This is a genomic window from Microbacterium sp. STRO-2N (genome assembly GCF_057747775.1).
In genome coordinates, this window is sequence record NZ_CM173223.1 from 1,368,684 (window position 1) to 1,385,103 (window position 16,420).

At 72.3% G+C, this 16,420-nt stretch carries 17 protein-coding genes; 11 read left to right on the plus strand and 6 right to left on the minus strand.

Annotation, left to right across the window (positions count from 1 at the left end):
- Positions 1–8: 8 nt before the first annotated feature.
- Positions 9–1,367, minus strand: a complete 1,359-nt coding sequence (gene gdhA / locus AC3ANN_RS06235; RefSeq protein ID WP_488340121.1) for an NADP-specific glutamate dehydrogenase — start codon at positions 1,365–1,367, stop codon at positions 9–11.
- Positions 1,368–1,582: 215 nt separating this feature from the next.
- Between gdhA and AC3ANN_RS06240 the strand changes: the two genes are divergently transcribed.
- Positions 1,583–2,182, plus strand: coding sequence for a gamma carbonic anhydrase family protein (locus tag AC3ANN_RS06240; RefSeq protein WP_488340122.1), 600 nt, complete (start codon positions 1,583–1,585; stop codon positions 2,180–2,182).
- A gap of 92 nt (positions 2,183–2,274) precedes the next feature.
- Here AC3ANN_RS06240 and AC3ANN_RS06245 read toward each other — a convergent pair whose 3' ends face one another.
- Both AC3ANN_RS06245 and AC3ANN_RS06250 read right to left on the minus strand, forming a co-directional pair.
- Positions 2,275–2,460, minus strand: coding sequence for a hypothetical protein (locus AC3ANN_RS06245; RefSeq protein ID WP_488340123.1), 186 nt, complete (start codon positions 2,458–2,460; stop codon positions 2,275–2,277).
- 47 nt (positions 2,461–2,507) lie between these two features.
- On the minus strand, positions 2,508–5,189 hold the full coding sequence (locus AC3ANN_RS06250) for a phosphoenolpyruvate carboxylase (protein WP_488340124.1): 2,682 nt from the start codon (positions 5,187–5,189) through the stop codon (positions 2,508–2,510).
- 155 nt (positions 5,190–5,344) lie between these two features.
- On the opposite strand from AC3ANN_RS06250, the gene nhaA reads away from it, so the two are divergent.
- The 3 genes from nhaA (at position 5,345) to hisS (ending at position 8,624) form a co-directional block, all read left to right on the plus strand.
- A complete protein-coding gene (nhaA, locus tag AC3ANN_RS06255) occupies positions 5,345–6,508 on the plus strand; it encodes a Na+/H+ antiporter NhaA (protein WP_488340125.1) in 1,164 nt (387 codons plus the stop codon).
- A 53-nt stretch (positions 6,509–6,561) separates the two neighbouring features.
- Positions 6,562–7,173 carry a nucleoside triphosphate pyrophosphohydrolase gene (locus tag AC3ANN_RS06260; RefSeq protein WP_488340789.1) on the plus strand — a complete coding sequence of 204 codons (612 nt, stop codon included), beginning with the start codon at positions 6,562–6,564 and terminating at the stop codon, positions 7,171–7,173.
- 176 nt (positions 7,174–7,349) lie between these two features.
- Entirely contained in the window at positions 7,350–8,624 is a 1,275-nt protein-coding gene (gene hisS, locus AC3ANN_RS06265) for a histidine--tRNA ligase (RefSeq protein ID WP_488340790.1), read from the plus strand.
- Here hisS and AC3ANN_RS06270 read toward each other — a convergent pair.
- On the minus strand, positions 8,608–9,861 hold the full coding sequence (locus tag AC3ANN_RS06270) for an APC family permease (RefSeq protein WP_488340126.1): 1,254 nt from the start codon (positions 9,859–9,861) through the stop codon (positions 8,608–8,610). The genes hisS and AC3ANN_RS06270 overlap by 17 nt on opposite strands.
- A gap of 78 nt (positions 9,862–9,939) precedes the next feature.
- Between AC3ANN_RS06270 and AC3ANN_RS06275 the strand changes: the two genes are divergently transcribed.
- A complete protein-coding gene (locus AC3ANN_RS06275; protein WP_488340127.1) occupies positions 9,940–10,380 on the plus strand; it encodes a YdeI/OmpD-associated family protein in 441 nt (146 codons plus the stop codon).
- Between the two features lie 68 nt (positions 10,381–10,448).
- Complete coding sequence (locus tag AC3ANN_RS06280; protein WP_488340128.1) at positions 10,449–11,261, plus strand: SGNH/GDSL hydrolase family protein; 813 nt, start codon at positions 10,449–10,451, stop codon at positions 11,259–11,261.
- Positions 11,262–11,351: 90 nt separating this feature from the next.
- Here AC3ANN_RS06280 and AC3ANN_RS06285 read toward each other — a convergent pair whose 3' ends face one another.
- Entirely contained in the window at positions 11,352–11,858 is a 507-nt protein-coding gene (locus tag AC3ANN_RS06285; protein ID WP_488340129.1) for a VOC family protein, read from the minus strand.
- A gap of 87 nt (positions 11,859–11,945) precedes the next feature.
- Here AC3ANN_RS06285 and AC3ANN_RS06290 point away from each other — a divergent pair, with 87 nt between their 5' ends.
- Positions 11,946–12,719, plus strand: coding sequence for a helix-turn-helix domain-containing protein (locus tag AC3ANN_RS06290; protein ID WP_488340130.1), 774 nt, complete (start codon positions 11,946–11,948; stop codon positions 12,717–12,719).
- 13 nt (positions 12,720–12,732) lie between these two features.
- On the opposite strand, the gene AC3ANN_RS06295 is transcribed toward AC3ANN_RS06290, so the two are convergent.
- Positions 12,733–13,203 (minus strand): PaaI family thioesterase, encoded by a 471-nt coding sequence (locus AC3ANN_RS06295; RefSeq protein WP_488340131.1) that lies wholly within the window; start codon positions 13,201–13,203, stop codon positions 12,733–12,735.
- Positions 13,204–13,288: 85 nt separating this feature from the next.
- Here AC3ANN_RS06295 and AC3ANN_RS06300 point away from each other — a divergent pair, with 85 nt between their 5' ends.
- The 4 genes from AC3ANN_RS06300 to AC3ANN_RS06315 are packed head-to-tail and all read left to right on the plus strand — an operon-like array spanning position 13,289 to position 16,346.
- Complete coding sequence (locus AC3ANN_RS06300) at positions 13,289–13,645, plus strand: GntR family transcriptional regulator (protein ID WP_488340132.1); 357 nt, start codon at positions 13,289–13,291, stop codon at positions 13,643–13,645.
- Complete coding sequence (locus AC3ANN_RS06305; RefSeq protein ID WP_488340133.1) at positions 13,635–14,639, plus strand: CPBP family intramembrane glutamic endopeptidase; 1,005 nt, start codon at positions 13,635–13,637, stop codon at positions 14,637–14,639. The genes AC3ANN_RS06300 and AC3ANN_RS06305 overlap by 11 nt, the downstream gene beginning before the upstream one ends.
- On the plus strand, positions 14,636–15,646 hold the full coding sequence (locus AC3ANN_RS06310; protein WP_488340134.1) for a DUF1648 domain-containing protein: 1,011 nt from the start codon (positions 14,636–14,638) through the stop codon (positions 15,644–15,646). The genes AC3ANN_RS06305 and AC3ANN_RS06310 overlap by 4 nt, the downstream gene beginning before the upstream one ends.
- A gap of 31 nt (positions 15,647–15,677) precedes the next feature.
- On the plus strand, positions 15,678–16,346 hold the full coding sequence (locus AC3ANN_RS06315) for an O-methyltransferase (RefSeq protein ID WP_488340135.1): 669 nt from the start codon (positions 15,678–15,680) through the stop codon (positions 16,344–16,346).
- Positions 16,347–16,420 lie beyond the last annotated feature (74 nt).

Here is a 16,420-nt window from a genome sequence, read left to right on the forward strand (position 1 = left end):
GGGCGACCCTAGATCACGCCCTGCGCGAGCATCGCGTGCGCGACGCGCTCGAAGCCCGCGGAGTTCGCTCCCACGACGTAGTCGCCGGGACGACCGTAGCGCGCCGCGGCGTCGAAGGCCGCATCGTGCACGTCCTTCATGATCGCCCGCAGCTTCGCCTCGCTGTCGTCGAAGCTCCAGCGCTGGCGGGCGGCGTTCTGGCTCATCTCGAGCGCGGACGTCGCGACACCGCCGGCGTTGGCCGCCTTGCCCGGGCCGAACAGCACGTCCGCCTCCTGGAAAGCCGCCACCGCGCCGGGCGTGGACGGCATGTTCGCGCCCTCGGCGACCGCACGCACGCCGTTCGCGATGAGCGTCCCGGCGTCGCTCTCGTCGAGCTCGTTCTGCGTCGCAGAGGGGATCGCGATGTCGACCGGGATCTGCCACGGCCGTGCGCCCTCGACGAATCGGGCGCCGGGGCGCCGGGCGACGTACTCCGAGATGCGGGCGCGCTCGGTCTCCTTGATCTGGCGCAGCAGGTCCACGTCGATGCCGGCGTCGTCGACGACGTAGCCGGAGGAGTCGGATGCCGTCACCGGCGTCGCGCCGAGCTGCCAGGCCTTCTTGATGGCGTAGATCGCGACGTTGCCCGATCCCGACACGCCCACGCGCGCTCCCTCGAGCGATGCGCCGCGCATCGCGAGCATCTCCTGCGCGAAGAAGACCGCGCCGTATCCGGTCGCCTCGGTGCGCACCTCGGCACCGCCCCACTGCACGCCCTTGCCGGTGAACATGCCGGACTCGTGGCGGTTGGTGATCTTGCGGTACTGGCCGAAGAGATATCCGATCTCGCGCGCGCCGACGCCGATGTCGCCCGCCGGAACGTCGGTGTGCTCGCCGAGGTGCCGGTAGAGCTCGCTCATGAACGACTGGCAGAAGCGCATGATCTCGGCATCCGATCGCCCATGCGGGTCGAAGTCGCTGCCGCCCTTGGCGCCGCCGATGCCCTGGCCGGTGAGGGCGTTCTTGAAGATCTGCTCGAAGCCGAGGAACTTGATGATCGACAGGTTGACGCTGGGATGGAATCGCAGCCCGCCCTTGTAGGGACCGAGCACCGACGAGAACTGAACGCGGAAGCCGCGGTTGACCTGCAGCCGGCCACTGTCGTCGACCCACGGCACGCGGAAGAGGATCTGCCGCTCGGGTTCGACGAGACGCTCCACGATGCCGCCGTCGACGAACTCGGGGTGCGCGTCCAGCACGGGCGCGATCGACTCCAGCACCTCGTGCACGGCCTGCTGGAACTCGGGCTCATGCGGATTGCGCGCCTGGACGGTGGCGTAGACGTCGCGCACGACGGCGGGAACGGCGGAGAGGGTCTCGGTCACGGTGGAGCTTTCTGGCCGGAGCGAACGGGGGTCCCGTGTCGGTGGAGCGTGCCCGCGGGTTCGCGGGAGGATGCGGACGGCGACGCGGATTGTGCGCGGCGGCCCGGGCTGCGCGACAGAGGCGCGACGACAGGGACGGGAACCACCAGCGTAGCGCGGCCTGCGATGCCGGCGACGACGTCGCCGCGCTACGCTGGCCCGCACGAGGAGGACCGATGCGCTTCGAGCACCTCGGGGCACAGCCCCGCATCCATCCCGACGCGGTCGTCGCGGCGACGGCGGTCATCAGCGGCGACGTCGAGATCGGCGCGGACTGCCAGATCCTGCACGGCGCGGTGGTCACCGCCGAGGGCGGCCCCATCACCCTGGGTGCGAACATCATCGTGATGGAGAACGCGCTCATCCGCGCCACCGCGACCAACCCGGTGCACATCGCCGACCACGTGCTGGTCGGGCCGATGGCGAGCATCTCGGGCGCTGTGATCGAGGAGGAGGTGTTCCTCGCGACGGGCACGCGCGTCTTCAACGGCGCGCACATCGGCGCGCGCAGCGAGGTGCGCATCAACGGCGTCGTGCATCTGCGCACGACCCTGCCGCCCGAGACGGTGGTGCCGATCGGCTGGGTCGCGGTCGGCGACCCGCTGCAGGTGCTGCCACCCGAACGCCACGACGACATCTGGGCGGCGCAGCGCGAGCTCGACTTCCCCGGCTACGTGTTCGGGCTCGACCGCGAGACCCCCGACCTCATGGTGCAGCTCACCGAGCGCTACGGGCGCAGCCTCGCGCGGCACGCCGACGACCGGCGCATCGACTGAACGGTCCCCACGGCCCCTTCCACACGCCGCTGGCGCGTTGCGCGGAGTCTCTGGCCGCGTGGGCCCGCCGCGCGGCTCGCGGCATCCTTCGCTCAGTCCCAGTGCAGACCGCAGTCGTGGCAGGCGAACTCGACGCGTTCGACCCAGCCACCGTCCGACTCGGCGCTGTCGAGCTCGGCGCGGCGGTCGAGGTCCACGGCGAACCAGCGCGGTTCGACCGCGCGCACCTCGAACGAGCCGCACGTGGGACATGCTTCGGCGACGATCATCCGTGCCATGCCGCCACGCTAACCCCGGCGCGCGGCATCCGTCGCAGCGACGCGCGTCAGCCGGTGTTCTGAAGGCCGGCTGCCACGCCCGAGACCGACAACAGCAGCAGTCGCTGCTGCTCGGGGTCGACGGGCGCGCCCTCGGGGGTGTCGCGCAAGGCGCGCAGGGCGCGCAGCTGCAGCAACGACAGCGCGTCGACGTAGGGGCTGCGCATCTTGACCGCGCGCTGCAGCACCGGCTTGCCCGCGAGGAGCTCGGTGCCGCCGGTCACCCGGATCACCCAGTCGCGCGTGAGGCGCATCTCGTCGCGTACGAGCTCGGCGAGGTCGTCGCGGTCGCCGAGCTCGAGGTACAGCCGCGCGATGCGGTCGTCGGCCTTCGCGAGGCTCATGCCGACGTTGTCGATGAGCGTGCGGAACAGCGGCCACTCGGCGTAGGCGCGCCGCAGCAGCGCCTCGTCGCCGACGGCGTCGAGCGCCGTTCCGAGACCGAACCAGCCGGCGAGGTTGATGCGCGCCTGCGTCCATGCGAACACCCACGGGATCGCCCGCAGGTCTTCGAGCGACTCCACCGACAGGCCGCGCCGCGCGGGGCGCGAGCCGAGTGCGAGCAGCCCGATCTCCTCCATCGGGGTGACGCGAGCGAACCAGGGCGCGAACCCCGGCGCCTTCACGAGCGAGAAGAAGCGCTCGCGGGAGGCGGCATCCATGGTCCTCGCGACGTCGGCGTACTCCTCGGCGGCCGCGCGGTTGCGCTCCTCGTTCGAGGGAGCCGAGGCCAGCAGGATCGCCGCCGCGACCTGGTCGATGTGCCGCATCGCGATGGCGGGGTCGCCGTACCGCGCGAAAATGACCTCGCCCTGCTCGGTCAGCTTGAAGCGGCCGTCGACCGAGTGCGGCGGCTGCGCGAGGATCGCGGAGTTCGCCGGCCCGCCCCCTCGGCCGAGCGCGCCGCCGCGGCCGTGGAAGAGCGTCAGCTCGATGCCCTGGCGCTGCGCCCATGCCGCGATCGCCGCCTGCGCCTCGTAGAGCGCGAGATTCGCGGCGACGGGTCCGACGTCCTTCGACGAGTCGGAGTATCCGAGCATCACCTCGAGCCGACGGCCCGTGGCCTGCAGGCGAGCCGCGAACTCCGGGTGCTCGACGATCTCGGCGAGGATGCGGGGCGCCGCCTGAAGGTCGGCGAACGTCTCGAACAGCGGGATGACGTCGAGCACCGGGGGCGTGCCATCAGGACCCACGGCGTAGCGGGCGAGACGGTGGACCGCGGCGAGGTCGTCGGCGGACCGCGTGAATGACACGATGTACCGGCCCGCCGCCCGGGGACCGTACCGCTCCTGCAGGAACGCGATGGTGCGGATCGTCTCGAGCACCTCTTCAGCGAGCTCGCTGCGAGGCGCGCCGGCTGCCGCGGCATCCAGCTCGGCGATCACCTTCGCGTGCACGGCGGAGTGCTGGCGCACCTCGAGCTCGGTGAGGTGGAAGCCGTACGTCTCGACCTGCCACAGCAGCTGCTGCAGGTGCCCGTAGGCCTGCCGCGGCGCGCCGCCCTGCACGAGCGAGTCCTGCACCACGCGCAGATCGGCGAGCAGCTGCTCGGGGTCGGTGTATGCGAGGTCGGCGTTGCGCAGCCTCGTCGCCTCGATCCGGCGAGCGAGGAGCAGCAGGATGCGCCGGTGCGGCTCGTCGGGCGAGCGCTTCGCGATCTCCTTCGCCGCGTCCTCGTCGGCGGCCTTGAGACGCTGCCACAGCGCCACGAGAGCGGGGCTCGGCGGAGTGGTGGCGGCGTCCAGCGTGAGAGTGCGCCCGACGCGGCTGGCGGTGCGCTCGAGGCCGAGCAGCACGTGCTCGGACGCGATCGCCGCTGCCTTGCGGGTGACGGATGCCGTCACGAACGGGTTGCCGTCGCGGTCGCCGCCGACCCACGATCCGATCCGCACGAACGGACGCACCACGGGTGCTCGGCTCCCCGCCGCCGGGCCCTGCAGCGCGTCGTCGACGCGGCGGTAGACGTGCGGCACCGCGGTGTAGAGGGTCTCGTCGAACACCGCCATCACCGCACGCACCTCGTCGACGGGCGACGGCTTCTCGGGGCGCAGCGGCGCGGTGCGCCACAGGGTGTCGACCTCCTCGAGCATGCGTCGCTCGGCGCGCCTCTGATCCGCGCCGTTGCGCACCGACGCGTCGTGCTCCTCCAGCAGGGCGGCCAGGCGCCGGATGCTGGACGACACGGCGCGACGACGGGCCTCGGTGGGGTGCGCGGTGAAGACCGGGTGGAAGCGCATGCTCTGCAGCCGCGTGAGCGCGCTGTCGTCGCCGATCTCAGCGGCCAGGCGCACGAACGCGGCGGCGACGGAGTCGGTGGCCTCCTCGCGGTCGGGACGCCCGTCGCGCTCCCGCAGGATGCGGACGCGCTGATGCTCCTCGGCGAGGTTCACGAGGTGGAAGTAGGCCGTGAACGCCCGAGCGACCTCGTCGGCCCGCTCGACCGTGAACGAGTCGGCGATCTCGGCGGCGCGCGCGAAGGCCTCGGGCGTCTCGTCGGTGTAGGCCTGGATCGTCGCGATGCGCAGCCGCTCGACGTCCTCGTACAGCCCCGGGGAGCCGCTCTCGCGCAGCACGCGTCCGAGGAGGGCTCCGAGCATGCTCACGTCGGCGCGCATGCGCTCGGGGATCTTCTGCTCGGCCTCGAAGCGCCCCACGAGGTCGATGGCTTCGGTGTGGGTCGGTTCGCGCATCGTTCCAGGCTAGCCGCGCCGCGTTTCGCCGATGTCACGTGTGACAGCGTGTGCCGGGGCCCGGCTCGCGGGGGGCTCGACGATAGACTCGACCACGGAGAGCCGGGAAGTCTGGTCGGCGCACCATCAGTCGACCCCGACCCACGGAAGGTCCTATGAAGCTCCTCCGCTCCGCACGCTTCCCGGCGATCATGCTCCTTCTCGCCGCGACGCTGGGGCTGATCGTCGCGAACTCGCCGCTGTGGCCGGCGGTCGACGGCGCGATGCACGCGTATCTCGGCATCCCCGGCGTCTTCGAGCTCAGCGTCTCGCACTGGATCAAGGACGGCCTGCTCGCCGTCTTCTTCTTCGTGGTCGCCGTCGAGCTGCAGTTCGAGCTGACGAGCGGTCAGCTCAACTCCGCGCGCAAGGCTCTGCAGCCGGCGATCGCGGCGGCAGGCGGTGTCCTGGTGCCCATCGCGATCTACCTCGTCGTCGCCGCGGGGTCCGACGCCGCCGACGGCTGGCCGATTCCCACGGCCACCGACATCGCCTTCGCGCTGGGCGTCCTCGCCGTGTTCGGCAAGGGACTGCCGCCGGCGCTTCGGATCTTCCTGCTCGCCCTCGCGATCCTCGACGACATCGTCGGGATCGTCTTCATCGCCGTGCTCTTCACGGACGGCGTCGACCTCCTGATGCTCGTGCTCGCAGCCGTCGCGGTGGTGCTGTTCGGCTTCCTGAGTCGTCAGCTCGACACCCGCGCCCGCGTGCCCGTCCTCGTCGCCCTTGTGGTCCTCGCCGCCGCGACGTGGGTGCTGGTGTACCTGTCGGGCGTGCACGCGACGATCGCCGGAGTCGCGCTGGGCCTCGCGATGGCTCAGCAGCCGGCGCTGCGCACGCGCCATGTGCTCGAGCCGTGGGTGAACGGCGTCGTGCTGCCCGTCTTCGCCTTCTCGGCTGCGCTCGTCATGATCCCCGCCGTGCCGCTGTCGCAGCTGTCGCCGGCGTTCTGGGGCGTCCTGGTGGCGCTCCCGGTGGGGAAGATCGTCGGCATCTCCGTGTTCGGCTGGTTCTCGCTGCGGCTACCCGGTCGCACCGGCGCGCCGGCGCTCCGCTTCACCGACCTTCTGGCCGCCGGCGCCCTGGGCGGCATCGGGTTCACCGTGTCGCTGCTGCTGTCGGAGCTCGCGTTCGGCGGCGAACCGGCGCTGCGCGACCAGGCGACCCTCGGCGTCCTCGCCGGTTCGGTGCTCTCGCTCATCCTGGCCGGCGGGCTCGTATCGTGGCGGGCATGGCATTACCGACGGCAGGCGGCGACGAGCGCCGCGAGCACCACGTGACCCCGCCCGGCGAGGATCGGCCGTCCGATCCGCTGCGCGAGGCGGCGGAGGTCATGCGCGCGGTGCGTGACCGGTGCGTGTGGACGCAGCAGATCGACCACCGCGCGCTCGTCCCGTACCTCGTCGAAGAGAGCGCCGAGCTCATCGACGCCGTCGAGGACGGCACGCGCGCCGAGCTGCGCGAAGAGCTCGGCGACCTGCTGTGGCAGGTGCTGTTCCATGCCGAGATCGCGTCGCGCGATCCCGACGACCCGTTCGACATCGACGACGTCGCCCGCGGACTGACCGACAAGATGGTGCGCCGGCATCCGCATGTCTTCGGCGACGCCGTCGCGACCACGCCCGAAGAGGTGCTGGTGCACTGGAACGCCGCCAAGGCCGCCGAGAAGAGCACCCGCACGAGCGTGCTCGATGGCGTGAGCGAACGGATGCCGAGTCTCGCGCTCGCCCAGAAGCTCGTGGGCAAGGCGGCCCAGCTCGGAGTCGCGGCGCCGGCGGGCGCGGCCCCGGCGTCCGAGGCCGAGCTGGGTGACGCGCTTCTGGCGCTGGTCGCGACGGCGCGGGCGAACGGGTGGGACGCCGAGCGCGCGCTGCGCGAGCGCCTGCGCGGACTCGAGGGAGACATCCGCGCGACTGAGGCTTCCCGCCGCGACGACATCAGGTGATGTCACCGGGGTAGGACGAGCGACGCGCAAACCTCCTCCGCCCGTGAGATCACCTGATCTCGCGACGCGCGTGGCCGGCTGAGCGGCCCGGGATGCCGCGGACGACACGACGGAATCGATCGGCAGCCCCGACCTGGAAAGATGGGTTCGTGGCATCCGTCAACCCGCCGCGCGGCATGCGCGACTTCCTCCCCGCCGACAAGGTCCGTCGCGAGCGCGTGCTCGCCGTCATCCGCGAGCGCTATCGCGCGCACGGGTTCGACGAGATCGAGACGCCGGTCATGGAGGAGTACGGGCGCCTGCACGCCGGCATCGGCGGCGACAACGAGAAGCTCGCGTACAACGTGCTCAAGCGCGGCCTCGACGCCGACGCGATCCGCGCGGCGGCCGACGATCCGGCGGCGCTGACCGACCTCGGCCTGCGCTACGACCTGACGGTGCCGCTCGCGCGCTTCTATGCCACGAACCGCGGGCAGCTGCCGACGGTGTTCCGCTCGGTCCAGATCGCGCCGGTGTGGCGCGCCGAGCGCCCGCAGAAGGGGCGCTACCGCCAGTTCATGCAGTGCGACATCGACGTCATCGGCGATCCTTCGTCCCGAGCCGAGGCGGAGCTCGTGGTGGCGACCCTCGACACGCTCGACGCGCTCGGACTCGAGGGCGGCTCTGTGCGGATCAACGACCGGCGGGCATTGGACTTCATGCTCGACACCTTCGGCTTCGCGCCCGAGGAGCGGCCCGGCGTGCTCATCACGATCGACAAGCTCGACAAGATCGGGCACGACGGCATCGTCGCCGAGCTGCGCGACCGCGGGGCGACGGCGTCGGCCGTCGACGCGTTCGAGGCGTTCCTGCGCCGCCCGATGACGATGGAGTACAACCCGTACGGCGAGCGACAGATCCGCAAGGCGCTTCCCGACGAAGCGCCCGATGACATCGTGGCCCACCTCGTCGGCATCGGCGAGGCCGTGGCCGCCGCACGCGCTTCGACGGGCTCAGCGACCGAGGCGGACATCCCGCTCGTCTTCGACCCGTTCCTGGTGCGTGGCATGGGCTACTACACCGGCACGATCTTCGAGCTCGCCCACCCGAGCGTCGAGTACTCGCTCGGCGGCGGCGGCCGATACGACGGCATGATCGGCCGCTTCCTCGGGCAGGACGTCCCCGCCGTGGGATTCTCCATCGGCTTCGAGCGCATCGTCGACCTCGTGCCGGAGCGGACGGATGCCGCGGCCCCGGCGGTCGTGCTCGTCCACGATCGCGACGTGCCCGAGGGGGAGCTGCTCGCCGTCAAGGCGGCGCTCGTGGCCGAGGGGTCGCGCGTGCGCCTCGAGCAGCGGACGAAGAACCTCAAGGCGCTGCTGGAGCGTGCCGCGTCCGACGGCTACACCGCGTTCGCGACCGTGTCGGCCGGTGCCGCGCGGGACGCGCTCGAGGTCAAGCCGCTCTCGTGAACCGCAGCCGAAGCGCGCGGTAGAGCACGCCGACCGCGACGACGCCGACTCCCGCGACGACGGACGGCCACGGCAGCGTGACCGCCAGCACGAGGCATCCGATCGCTCCCACGACCTGGAGTGCGCGCGGGTACCGGCGCGCCGGCGAGCCCTGCCGGAACGCCGCGACGTTCGCGACGAAGTAGTACAGCAGCACGCCGAACGACGAGAAGCCGATCGCCCCGCGGAGGTCGACGACGGAGACGAGCAGCAGGACGGCCGCCCCGACGGCGAGCTCGGCCCGATGCGGCACGTGCCACCGCGGGTGCACCGCCGAGAGATCGGTCGGCAGGTCGCGCTCGCGGGCCATGGCGAACGTCGTGCGGCTCACGCCGGCGATGAGGGCGAGGAGTGCCCCGAGCGACGCGGCGGTCGCGCCGATGCGGACCACCGGCTGCGCCCATGCCCAGCCCGACGCCGCGGCGGCATCGGCGACCGGCTCAGTCGATCCGGCGGTGCCCGCAGGTCCGAGCGTGCTCAGCACGGCGACGGCGACGATCGCGTAGACCGCCAGCGCGACGAGGAACGCCACCACGATCGCCCGTGGGATCACGCGCTGCGGGTCACGCACCTCCTCGCCCATCGTGGCGATGCGCGCGTATCCCGCGAACGCGAAGAAGAGTAGGCCCGCTGACTGGAGGATGCCGTAGCCGCCGCCGGAGGTCAGGGTCGCCGGGTCGAACCACGCGTCGGCGCGCGGCGCGGCGTACGTGGCGGCGACGGCCACCGCAAGCGCCAGCAGCACGACCACCACGATGATGCGCGCCAGGCGGGCCGTGCGCGTGATGCCGAACCAGTTCACGGCCGTGAGCGCGACGACCGCGCTGAGCGCGACCGGGCGCTCCCATCCGGGAGGGGCGGCGTACGCGGCGAACGTGAGCGCCATCGCCGCGCAGCTCGCGGTCTTGCCGATCACGAATCCCCAGCCCGCGACGAAACCCCACCATGGTCCGAGCTCGGCACGCCCGTAGGCGTACGTGCCGCCCGATGTCGGGTGCGCGGCAGCCAGCTGCGCCGACGACGTCGCGTTGCCGAAGGCCACGATCGCCGCGATCGCGAGGCCTACGAGCAGGCCAGTGCCCGCGGCATCCGCCGCCGGCGCCCACACCGCGAACACGCCGGCGCCGATCATCGCGCCCAGACCGACGAAGACCGCGTCTCCGAGGCCGAGGCGGCGCTGGAGGGAGGGGGTGGTCACGCGCGAACAATAGCGCGCCCGTGCGGACGGCGGGTGCCGCGGTTCCGCGAGCACGGCGGCGTCGGGCATGATCGACGCGTGACTCTGCGCATCCACACCGTTCTCGAGCCCTTCGGTCCCGCCACCGCGATCGAGCTCACCGACGCCCACGTCGACGAGCTCGGCGGCGGCAAGCGCGCCGCGGTCGTCGTCGGCATCGGCGAGCGCACCGCCCGCCTCCGTCTCGCGGTGATGGGCGGGCGCAACGTGATCGGCCTGTCGAAGGCGGTGCGCGCGCAGCTCGGCGTCGACATCGGCGACGAGGTCGACGCGACGATCGATCTCGATACGGCCGAACGCGAGGTCGAGGTGCCGGACGACCTGGCCGCGGCGCTGGCGGATGCCGGGGCACGAGCCGCGTTCGATGGGCTGACGTATTCACGGCGCAAGGAGATCGCGCGCTCCGTCGCCGAGGCCAAGCGGCCCGAGACTCGCGAGCGCCGCATCGCGGCCGCGGTCGCGGACCTCCTCGGGTCGTAGTCGGCTCCGAACCACGTTCGACACCCCCGCGACGGCATCCGTTCACCTGTGCCCGGTGTCATGACGGCATGTCCCGTTCGCGTGACACGACGCCGCGTGCCGTCCTGGTCGGCGTCCTCGGGCTCGCCCTCGGCGCCGCGCTGGTGCTGCTCGGCGGCCGCGCGATGCTGTCGCGACAGGCCGCGATCGCGCGCCGCCGGATCGGCAAGCCGCTGGGGGAGGAGGCGCTCGACGCCGACCGTGTGTGGCGCCGGCGCTTCGACGGCGAGCCGCTCGAGCTGGTCGTGCTCGGCGACTCGATCGCTGCCGGCCTCGGGGCGGAACGGCGCAAGGACACACTCGGCGCTCGCCTCGCGAAGGGCCTCGCGCGGCGGCTGCGCCGACCGGTGAGCCTGCGCACCGCCGCGATCGTCGGGGCGGAGTCGTCGCTGCTCGCCGAGCAGGTCGACGGCCTGCCCGCCGGCTACCGCCCCGACCTCGCCGTGATCGTCGTAGGCGGCAACGACGTCACCCACCGGGTTCCCGTGGCGACGTCGGTGGGTCACCTCGAGGTCGCGATCCAGCGCCTGCAGGCGCGCGGCGCGGCGGTGATCGTCGGCACGTGTCCGGACCTCGGCGCGCTGCGGCCGGTGCCGCAGCCGCTGCGGGCCCTCGGATCCCGGCTCTCGCGGCAGCTGGCCGACGCGCAGGCCGCGGCCGCGGAGCGCCTCGGCGCGCGGGCGGTGTCGCTTCGGCAGGCGGTGGGGCCGTTCTTCGTGACCCAGCCCGACGAGATGTTCAGTCTCGACCGCTTCCACCCGAGCGCCATGGGCTACCGCCGGACCGCCGAGGCCCTGCTCCCGGCGCTCCTCGACGCGCTCGAGAGTGAGTCCGCTCGCTGAATCCTCCACAGGAGATCGAGCCCTCCGCAGGACGTCTCGCGCACGAGCATCCGGCGGAAGGTCGAACCTCCTGTGGAGCGGGCGACGGCGTCAGCCCTGGCCGGCAGAAGCCGCCCACTCCGAGATGCGGGCCGTGCTCTCCTCCTCGGAGAGATCCTCCACGCGCGTCATGATCGACCACCGCACGCCGAAGGGGTCGCGGATGCTCGAGAAGCGGTCGCCCGACACGAACGCGGAGGGCTCCTCGCGCACCGTCGCCCCCGCCGCGACCGCACGTGCGGTCACGGCATCGACGTCGGGCACGTAGATGCCGACCGAGTAGCAGTCGTCCTCGCCCTCGGGTGCGGCGACCGTGCCGTACTGCGGGCTCGGCTCGCCGATCTCGAGCCGTCCGAGTCCGAAGTCGAGCCCCGCGTGGACCACGAGCCCGTCGAACTCGGTCACGTCGGTCACGCGCGCCCCGAAGACGTCGCGATAGAACTCGATGGCCGCCTTCGCGCGGCGGATGACGAGGTAGGGAGTCAGCGTGGTCGCCCCGTTCGGGCGACCGTCGGTCGTGTACCGGCCTGTCGCGCCGGTCGTGTGAATCGTGTTCATACCCGCCATGGTGGCGGGAGCCGTGTGCCGCAGGCTTGGAGATTCGCGACGACCTGCACGTCGGCGCCCGGGGTTACCCTGGCGTCCGTGACCGAGTCGGGGATCGACCGCGACCGCGGCGTGCTGTACCCCGAGCGGCTGCCGCGCTTCACGCGGCTCGAGCCGCCGGCCGAGGCATCCGCCCTCGTGTCGTGGTTCTGGATCCCGCAATGGGACCTGCCGGCGGGCGTCGAGTCGCGACAGCCCGTGCTCGCCTACCCGGCGGCGAACCTGGTCGTGGAACCGGACGCCGTGAGACTGTGGGGCGCGTCGACGCGCCTCACCGAGAGAGTGCTGCGGGGGAGCGGCTGGGGGGTCGGTGCGCTGCTGCGCCCCGCGGCACTGGCCCGGCTTCACGCCGCGCCCCGTGAGCTCGTGGATCGCGACACCGTGCTCGACGAGTCCGGTCTTCGTGCCTCCGTGACGGCGGCGATGCCGGATGTCGAGGCCGCGGCGGGCGTGCTCGCGGACCGGCTCGTCGCGCGCGTCGGCCCGCCCACCCCCGAGGGACGGCTCGCGAACGCGATGGCGGACCTGCTCATGACGGATTCCGACATCCTCCGCGTGGACGACGCGGCCGAGCGACTGCGCGTGTCGGTGCGGACGCTCCAGCGCCTCGCCCACCGCACGGTGGGCCTCTCGCCCGTGGCGATGATCCGTCGCCGGCGCCTGCAGGAGGCGGCCCGGCGTGTGCGGGAGGAGCCGGGCGTCGCCCTCGTAGAGATCGCGGCCGAGCTCGGCTACGCCGACCAGGCGCACCTCGCGAACGACTTCCGTTCGGTGCTCGGGTTCACCGCGACGGAGTACCGCGCAGATCACTGATGCGCCCCGCCGGTCACTCGCGAGCCTGTGTGATCCGCTTCTTCTCGCGCACGTAGACCTCGCGCCGGACTTTCGCGACGACGTCGCCCTCGGCATCCGTGATCTCGGTCTCGAACCATTCGAGCACCTTCGCGCCGCCCCGCGCCCGCACGCGCAGCTCCTGCGCCTTCTCCGAAGGCACCTCGAAGTGCGCCGTGAGCACGCCGCGGCCGGGCTTGAGGAACTCGATCTCGCCGCGGGTGTCCCACACAACGTAGTCGCGCCCGAGCTGGTGCATCACGAGCATGAAGTAGTACGGGTCGGTCATGGCCGACATCGAGCCGCCGAACGCCGTCTTGACGTAGTTGCGCGTGAAGACGTTCACGTGAAGCTCGACGGTCGCGCTGGTCCAGTCTTCGGCGAAGCGTCTCACGCGGATGCCGCTGAAGAGGTTGGGGATCCACAGGCTCATGCCGACGGCGAGGCGGCGGGGAGTCAGGCGCATGCGCATCAGCATGCCGAGCGCGTGGTGTCGCCGCACATCGGTTGGCGGGCGTGCACAATTGTTCTAGTTGTCATAGAATTAATGTGTGTTGTTGCGGATCGACCCCGAGAGCGAGACGCCGCTGTTCGCGCAGATCGCCGACTCGGTGCGGGCGGATGCCGCAGCCGGCCGTCTGCGGCCTGGAGAGCGCCTGCCCGCCGCCCGTGAGATCGCCGCCGCGCTCGCGGTCAACGTCCACACCGTCCTGCACGCCTACCAGGATCTCCGCGACGAGGGACTCGTCGAACTGCGTCGCGGCCGCGGCGCGGTCGTCACCGCGCAGGCCCTGGCGCTCGAAGAGCTCCACCACGACATCACCCGGCTCGTCGCGCGCGCTCGTGCCGCAGGCCTCTCGCCCGAAACCCTCGCCGCCCTCGTGAAGGAGACCGCCCGTGACCGCTGACCATTTTCGTTCCGCCGCCGCGGCGCCCGCCGCCGGGCAGCCTCGTGTCCCGTGGCGCGCGGTCGTCGCGTTCGTGGTGCTGGCCTGCGGGCTCGCGTGGCTCGTCGCCCTGCCGTTGTGGCTCGGAGACGGCCTCGCGTCGCCGACGGCGGGCCTTCTGCTGCCGCTCATGATGTTCACGCCCGCCGTGGCAGCGGTCATCGTGACCTGGGTGTTCCGCGCCCCGCCGCGCGAGCGCGCACGGTTCCTCGGGCTGTGGCCGCTGCGGCCCGCCGGACGGCTCATCCTGTTCCTGGCACTGGGCCTTGTCCTGCCCATCGTCGCGGTCGTCGCGACGGCTCTCGCGAGCGGGGCGCTGGGTCTCGTGCGTCTCGATCTCGTGGCGTTCTCCGGCTTCGCCGCCCAGGTCGCTGCCGTCGCCCCGCCGGGAGCGCCGGCAGTTCCGATCGCCGTCCTCGTCGTGGCGCAGTTCGCCGCGATCCCGATGGGTGCGTTCGTCAACAGCTTCCTCGCGTTCGGAGAGGAGCTGGGCTGGCGCGGATGGCTGCAGACGGTGCTGCTGCCCCTGGGCACGTGGCCCGCGATGCTGATCACCGGTGCGGTGTGGGGCCTCTGGCATGCGCCGGTCATCCTCCTCGGCTACAACTTCGGCCGCCCCGACGCGGTCGGCGTGCTGCTGATGGTCGGCGGGTGCATCGCATGGGGATTCCTGCTCGGATGGCTGCGGCTGCGCAGCGCCTCGATCTGGCCGGCCGTGCTCGCGCACGGGTCGCTCAACGCCGCCGGCGCCCTCGTCCTCGTGCTCGTCGCCGAGGGCGAGACGCCCGACCTCGCGTGGGTGGGTGCGCTGGGAGTCGTCTCCTGGGCCGTGCTCGCCGTGATCGTCGGCACGATCGCGGTGTTGCGGCAGTACCGCTCCGGGGCGGTGGCTCCTGCCGCCGGCTCCGTCCCCGCGCCCGTACCCGCCCCTGCTCCCGAAGGAGACGCCCGATGACCCGACCAGAACTCGCCGTCCGCCGATTCGCGCTCGTCGCGCTGTGGCTGCCTGCCGCGATCGTCGCGGTAGCGGTCGCGGTGCAGCTCGTGCTGCTGCCGCATGTACCGCCGACGGTCGCGATCCACTGGAACGCTGCGGGGGAGGCCGACGGGTTCGCTCCGGCGTGGACGCAGCCGATCGCCACCACAGTCCTCGGGCTCGGCATCCCGGTCCTCCTCGCGCTGACGACGCTCCCAGGCCTGCGCCGCGGAGAGCGCGGCACCACGTACCGGCTCCTGGGAGCGCTCGCCGCCGCGCTCTCGGCGTTCGTCGCCGTCGCCTTCACGGTGACGTTCGCGATGCAGGCCGGGCTCGAGGCATCCGCAGATGCCCCCGCGATCTGGCCGGCGCTCGTCGCGGCGCTGGTCACGGGCGTGCTCGCCGGCCTCGCCGGGTGGGCGCTGCAGCCCCGTCACGACGACGACTCGGCGGTGGCGCCGACCGCGGAGCCGGCGCTCAGCGTCGGTGCGACCGAGCGAGTCGCGTGGGTGCGCACCGCCGCCATGTCGACAGGCGCCGTCGCGGCGATCCTGCTCGGCGTGCTCGCCGTCGCGCTCGCCGCGATCATCGCCTGGGTGACCGGAGCCGCGACGGCGCTCGCGACGGTCCTGACGGTGGTCGCGGCCGTGATGCTCGTGCTCGCGGCGACGACCGTCGCGTTCCACGTCCGCGTCGACGACACCGGGTTGCGGGTGGCCTCGCTGTTCGGCATCCCGCGCTTCCACGTGCCGCTGGCAGATGTCGCGTCGGCCGCACGCGTGGAGGTGGACCCGATGGGCGAGTTCGGCGGCTGGGGCCTGCGCCTCGCTGCGCACGGGCGACGATTCGGCGTCGTGCTGCGCCGCGGCGAGGCGATCGAAGTCTCTCGCCGCAGCGGCAGGCGCTTCGTCGTCACCGTCGACGACGCGCACACGGGTGCGGCGCTGCTCGAGGGCCTCGTCGCCCGCGAGACCGCGCGGTCTTGACGCCCACCGAGGTGGCCGATTGGCTGAGGGCATGACCGACCTCACTCCCGACCTCTGGCGCCGCGTCGACGCCTACCTCACCGACACCCTCGTGGGGCACGAGCCGGGACTCGAGCAGGCCGTCGCCGACCAGAACCAGGCGGGACTTCCTCCGATCGAGGTCGCGCCGGTGAACGGGAAGCTCCTGCACCTGATCGCCCGGATCTCGGGAGCCCGGCGAGTACTCGAGATCGGCACGCTGGGCGCGTACTCCACGATCTGGCTCGCGCGCGCCGTGCCCGACGACGGCCGCGTCGTCACCATCGAGGCCGAGCCGCGCATCGCCGAGATCGCACGCGCCAACCTGGATCGCGCCGGCGTCGGCGCGAAAGTCGACATCCGTCTCGGGCGCGGCGCCGACGTGCTGCCGACGCTCGCGTCGGAGGACCCGTTCGATCTCGTCTTCATCGACGCCGACAAGGAGTCCAACACGATCTACCTCGACTGGGCGGCGCGCCTCGGTCACCCGGGCACGGTCGTCGTCGTCGACAACACCGTGCGCGGCGGCGAGGTCGCCAACCCCGCGACCGAGAATCCGCAGATCATCGGCGTGCAGCGCGGGCTCGAGATGCTCGGCCGCGATCCGCGGTTCGATGCGACGGCGCTGCAGACCCTCGACGCGAAGGGCTACGACGGCATCGCGATCGCCCTCGTCGTCTGAAACCGCCTCGGATCCCGGCATCCGGCATCACTAGACTCGGGGGCGGACCGACGATGCTCCGACGAACCACCCTC

Bases quoted from the DNA above. Each gene is read 5' to 3' on its own strand.
- nhaA (WP_488340125.1), top strand. From the start codon at position 5,345: ATGAAGCTCCTCCGCTCCGCACGCTTCCCGGCGATCATGCTCCTTCTC.
- AC3ANN_RS06285 (WP_488340129.1), bottom strand. From the start codon at position 11,858: ATGAACACGATTCACACGACCGGCGCGACAGGCCGGTACACGACCGAC.
- AC3ANN_RS06315 (WP_488340135.1), top strand. From the start codon at position 15,678: ATGACCGACCTCACTCCCGACCTCTGGCGCCGCGTCGACGCCTACCTC.
- AC3ANN_RS06260 (WP_488340789.1), top strand. From the start codon at position 6,562: ATGCGCGCGGTGCGTGACCGGTGCGTGTGGACGCAGCAGATCGACCAC.
- AC3ANN_RS06240 (WP_488340122.1), top strand. From the start codon at position 1,583: ATGCGCTTCGAGCACCTCGGGGCACAGCCCCGCATCCATCCCGACGCG.
- AC3ANN_RS06295 (WP_488340131.1), bottom strand. From the start codon at position 13,203: ATGCGCCTGACTCCCCGCCGCCTCGCCGTCGGCATGAGCCTGTGGATC.
- AC3ANN_RS06245 (WP_488340123.1), bottom strand. From the start codon at position 2,460: ATGGCACGGATGATCGTCGCCGAAGCATGTCCCACGTGCGGCTCGTTC.
- hisS (WP_488340790.1), top strand. From the start codon at position 7,350: ATGCGCGACTTCCTCCCCGCCGACAAGGTCCGTCGCGAGCGCGTGCTC.
- AC3ANN_RS06250 (WP_488340124.1), bottom strand. From the start codon at position 5,189: ATGCGCGAACCGACCCACACCGAAGCCATCGACCTCGTGGGGCGCTTC.
- AC3ANN_RS06280 (WP_488340128.1), top strand. From the start codon at position 10,449: ATGTCCCGTTCGCGTGACACGACGCCGCGTGCCGTCCTGGTCGGCGTC.
- AC3ANN_RS06310 (WP_488340134.1), top strand. From the start codon at position 14,636: ATGACCCGACCAGAACTCGCCGTCCGCCGATTCGCGCTCGTCGCGCTG.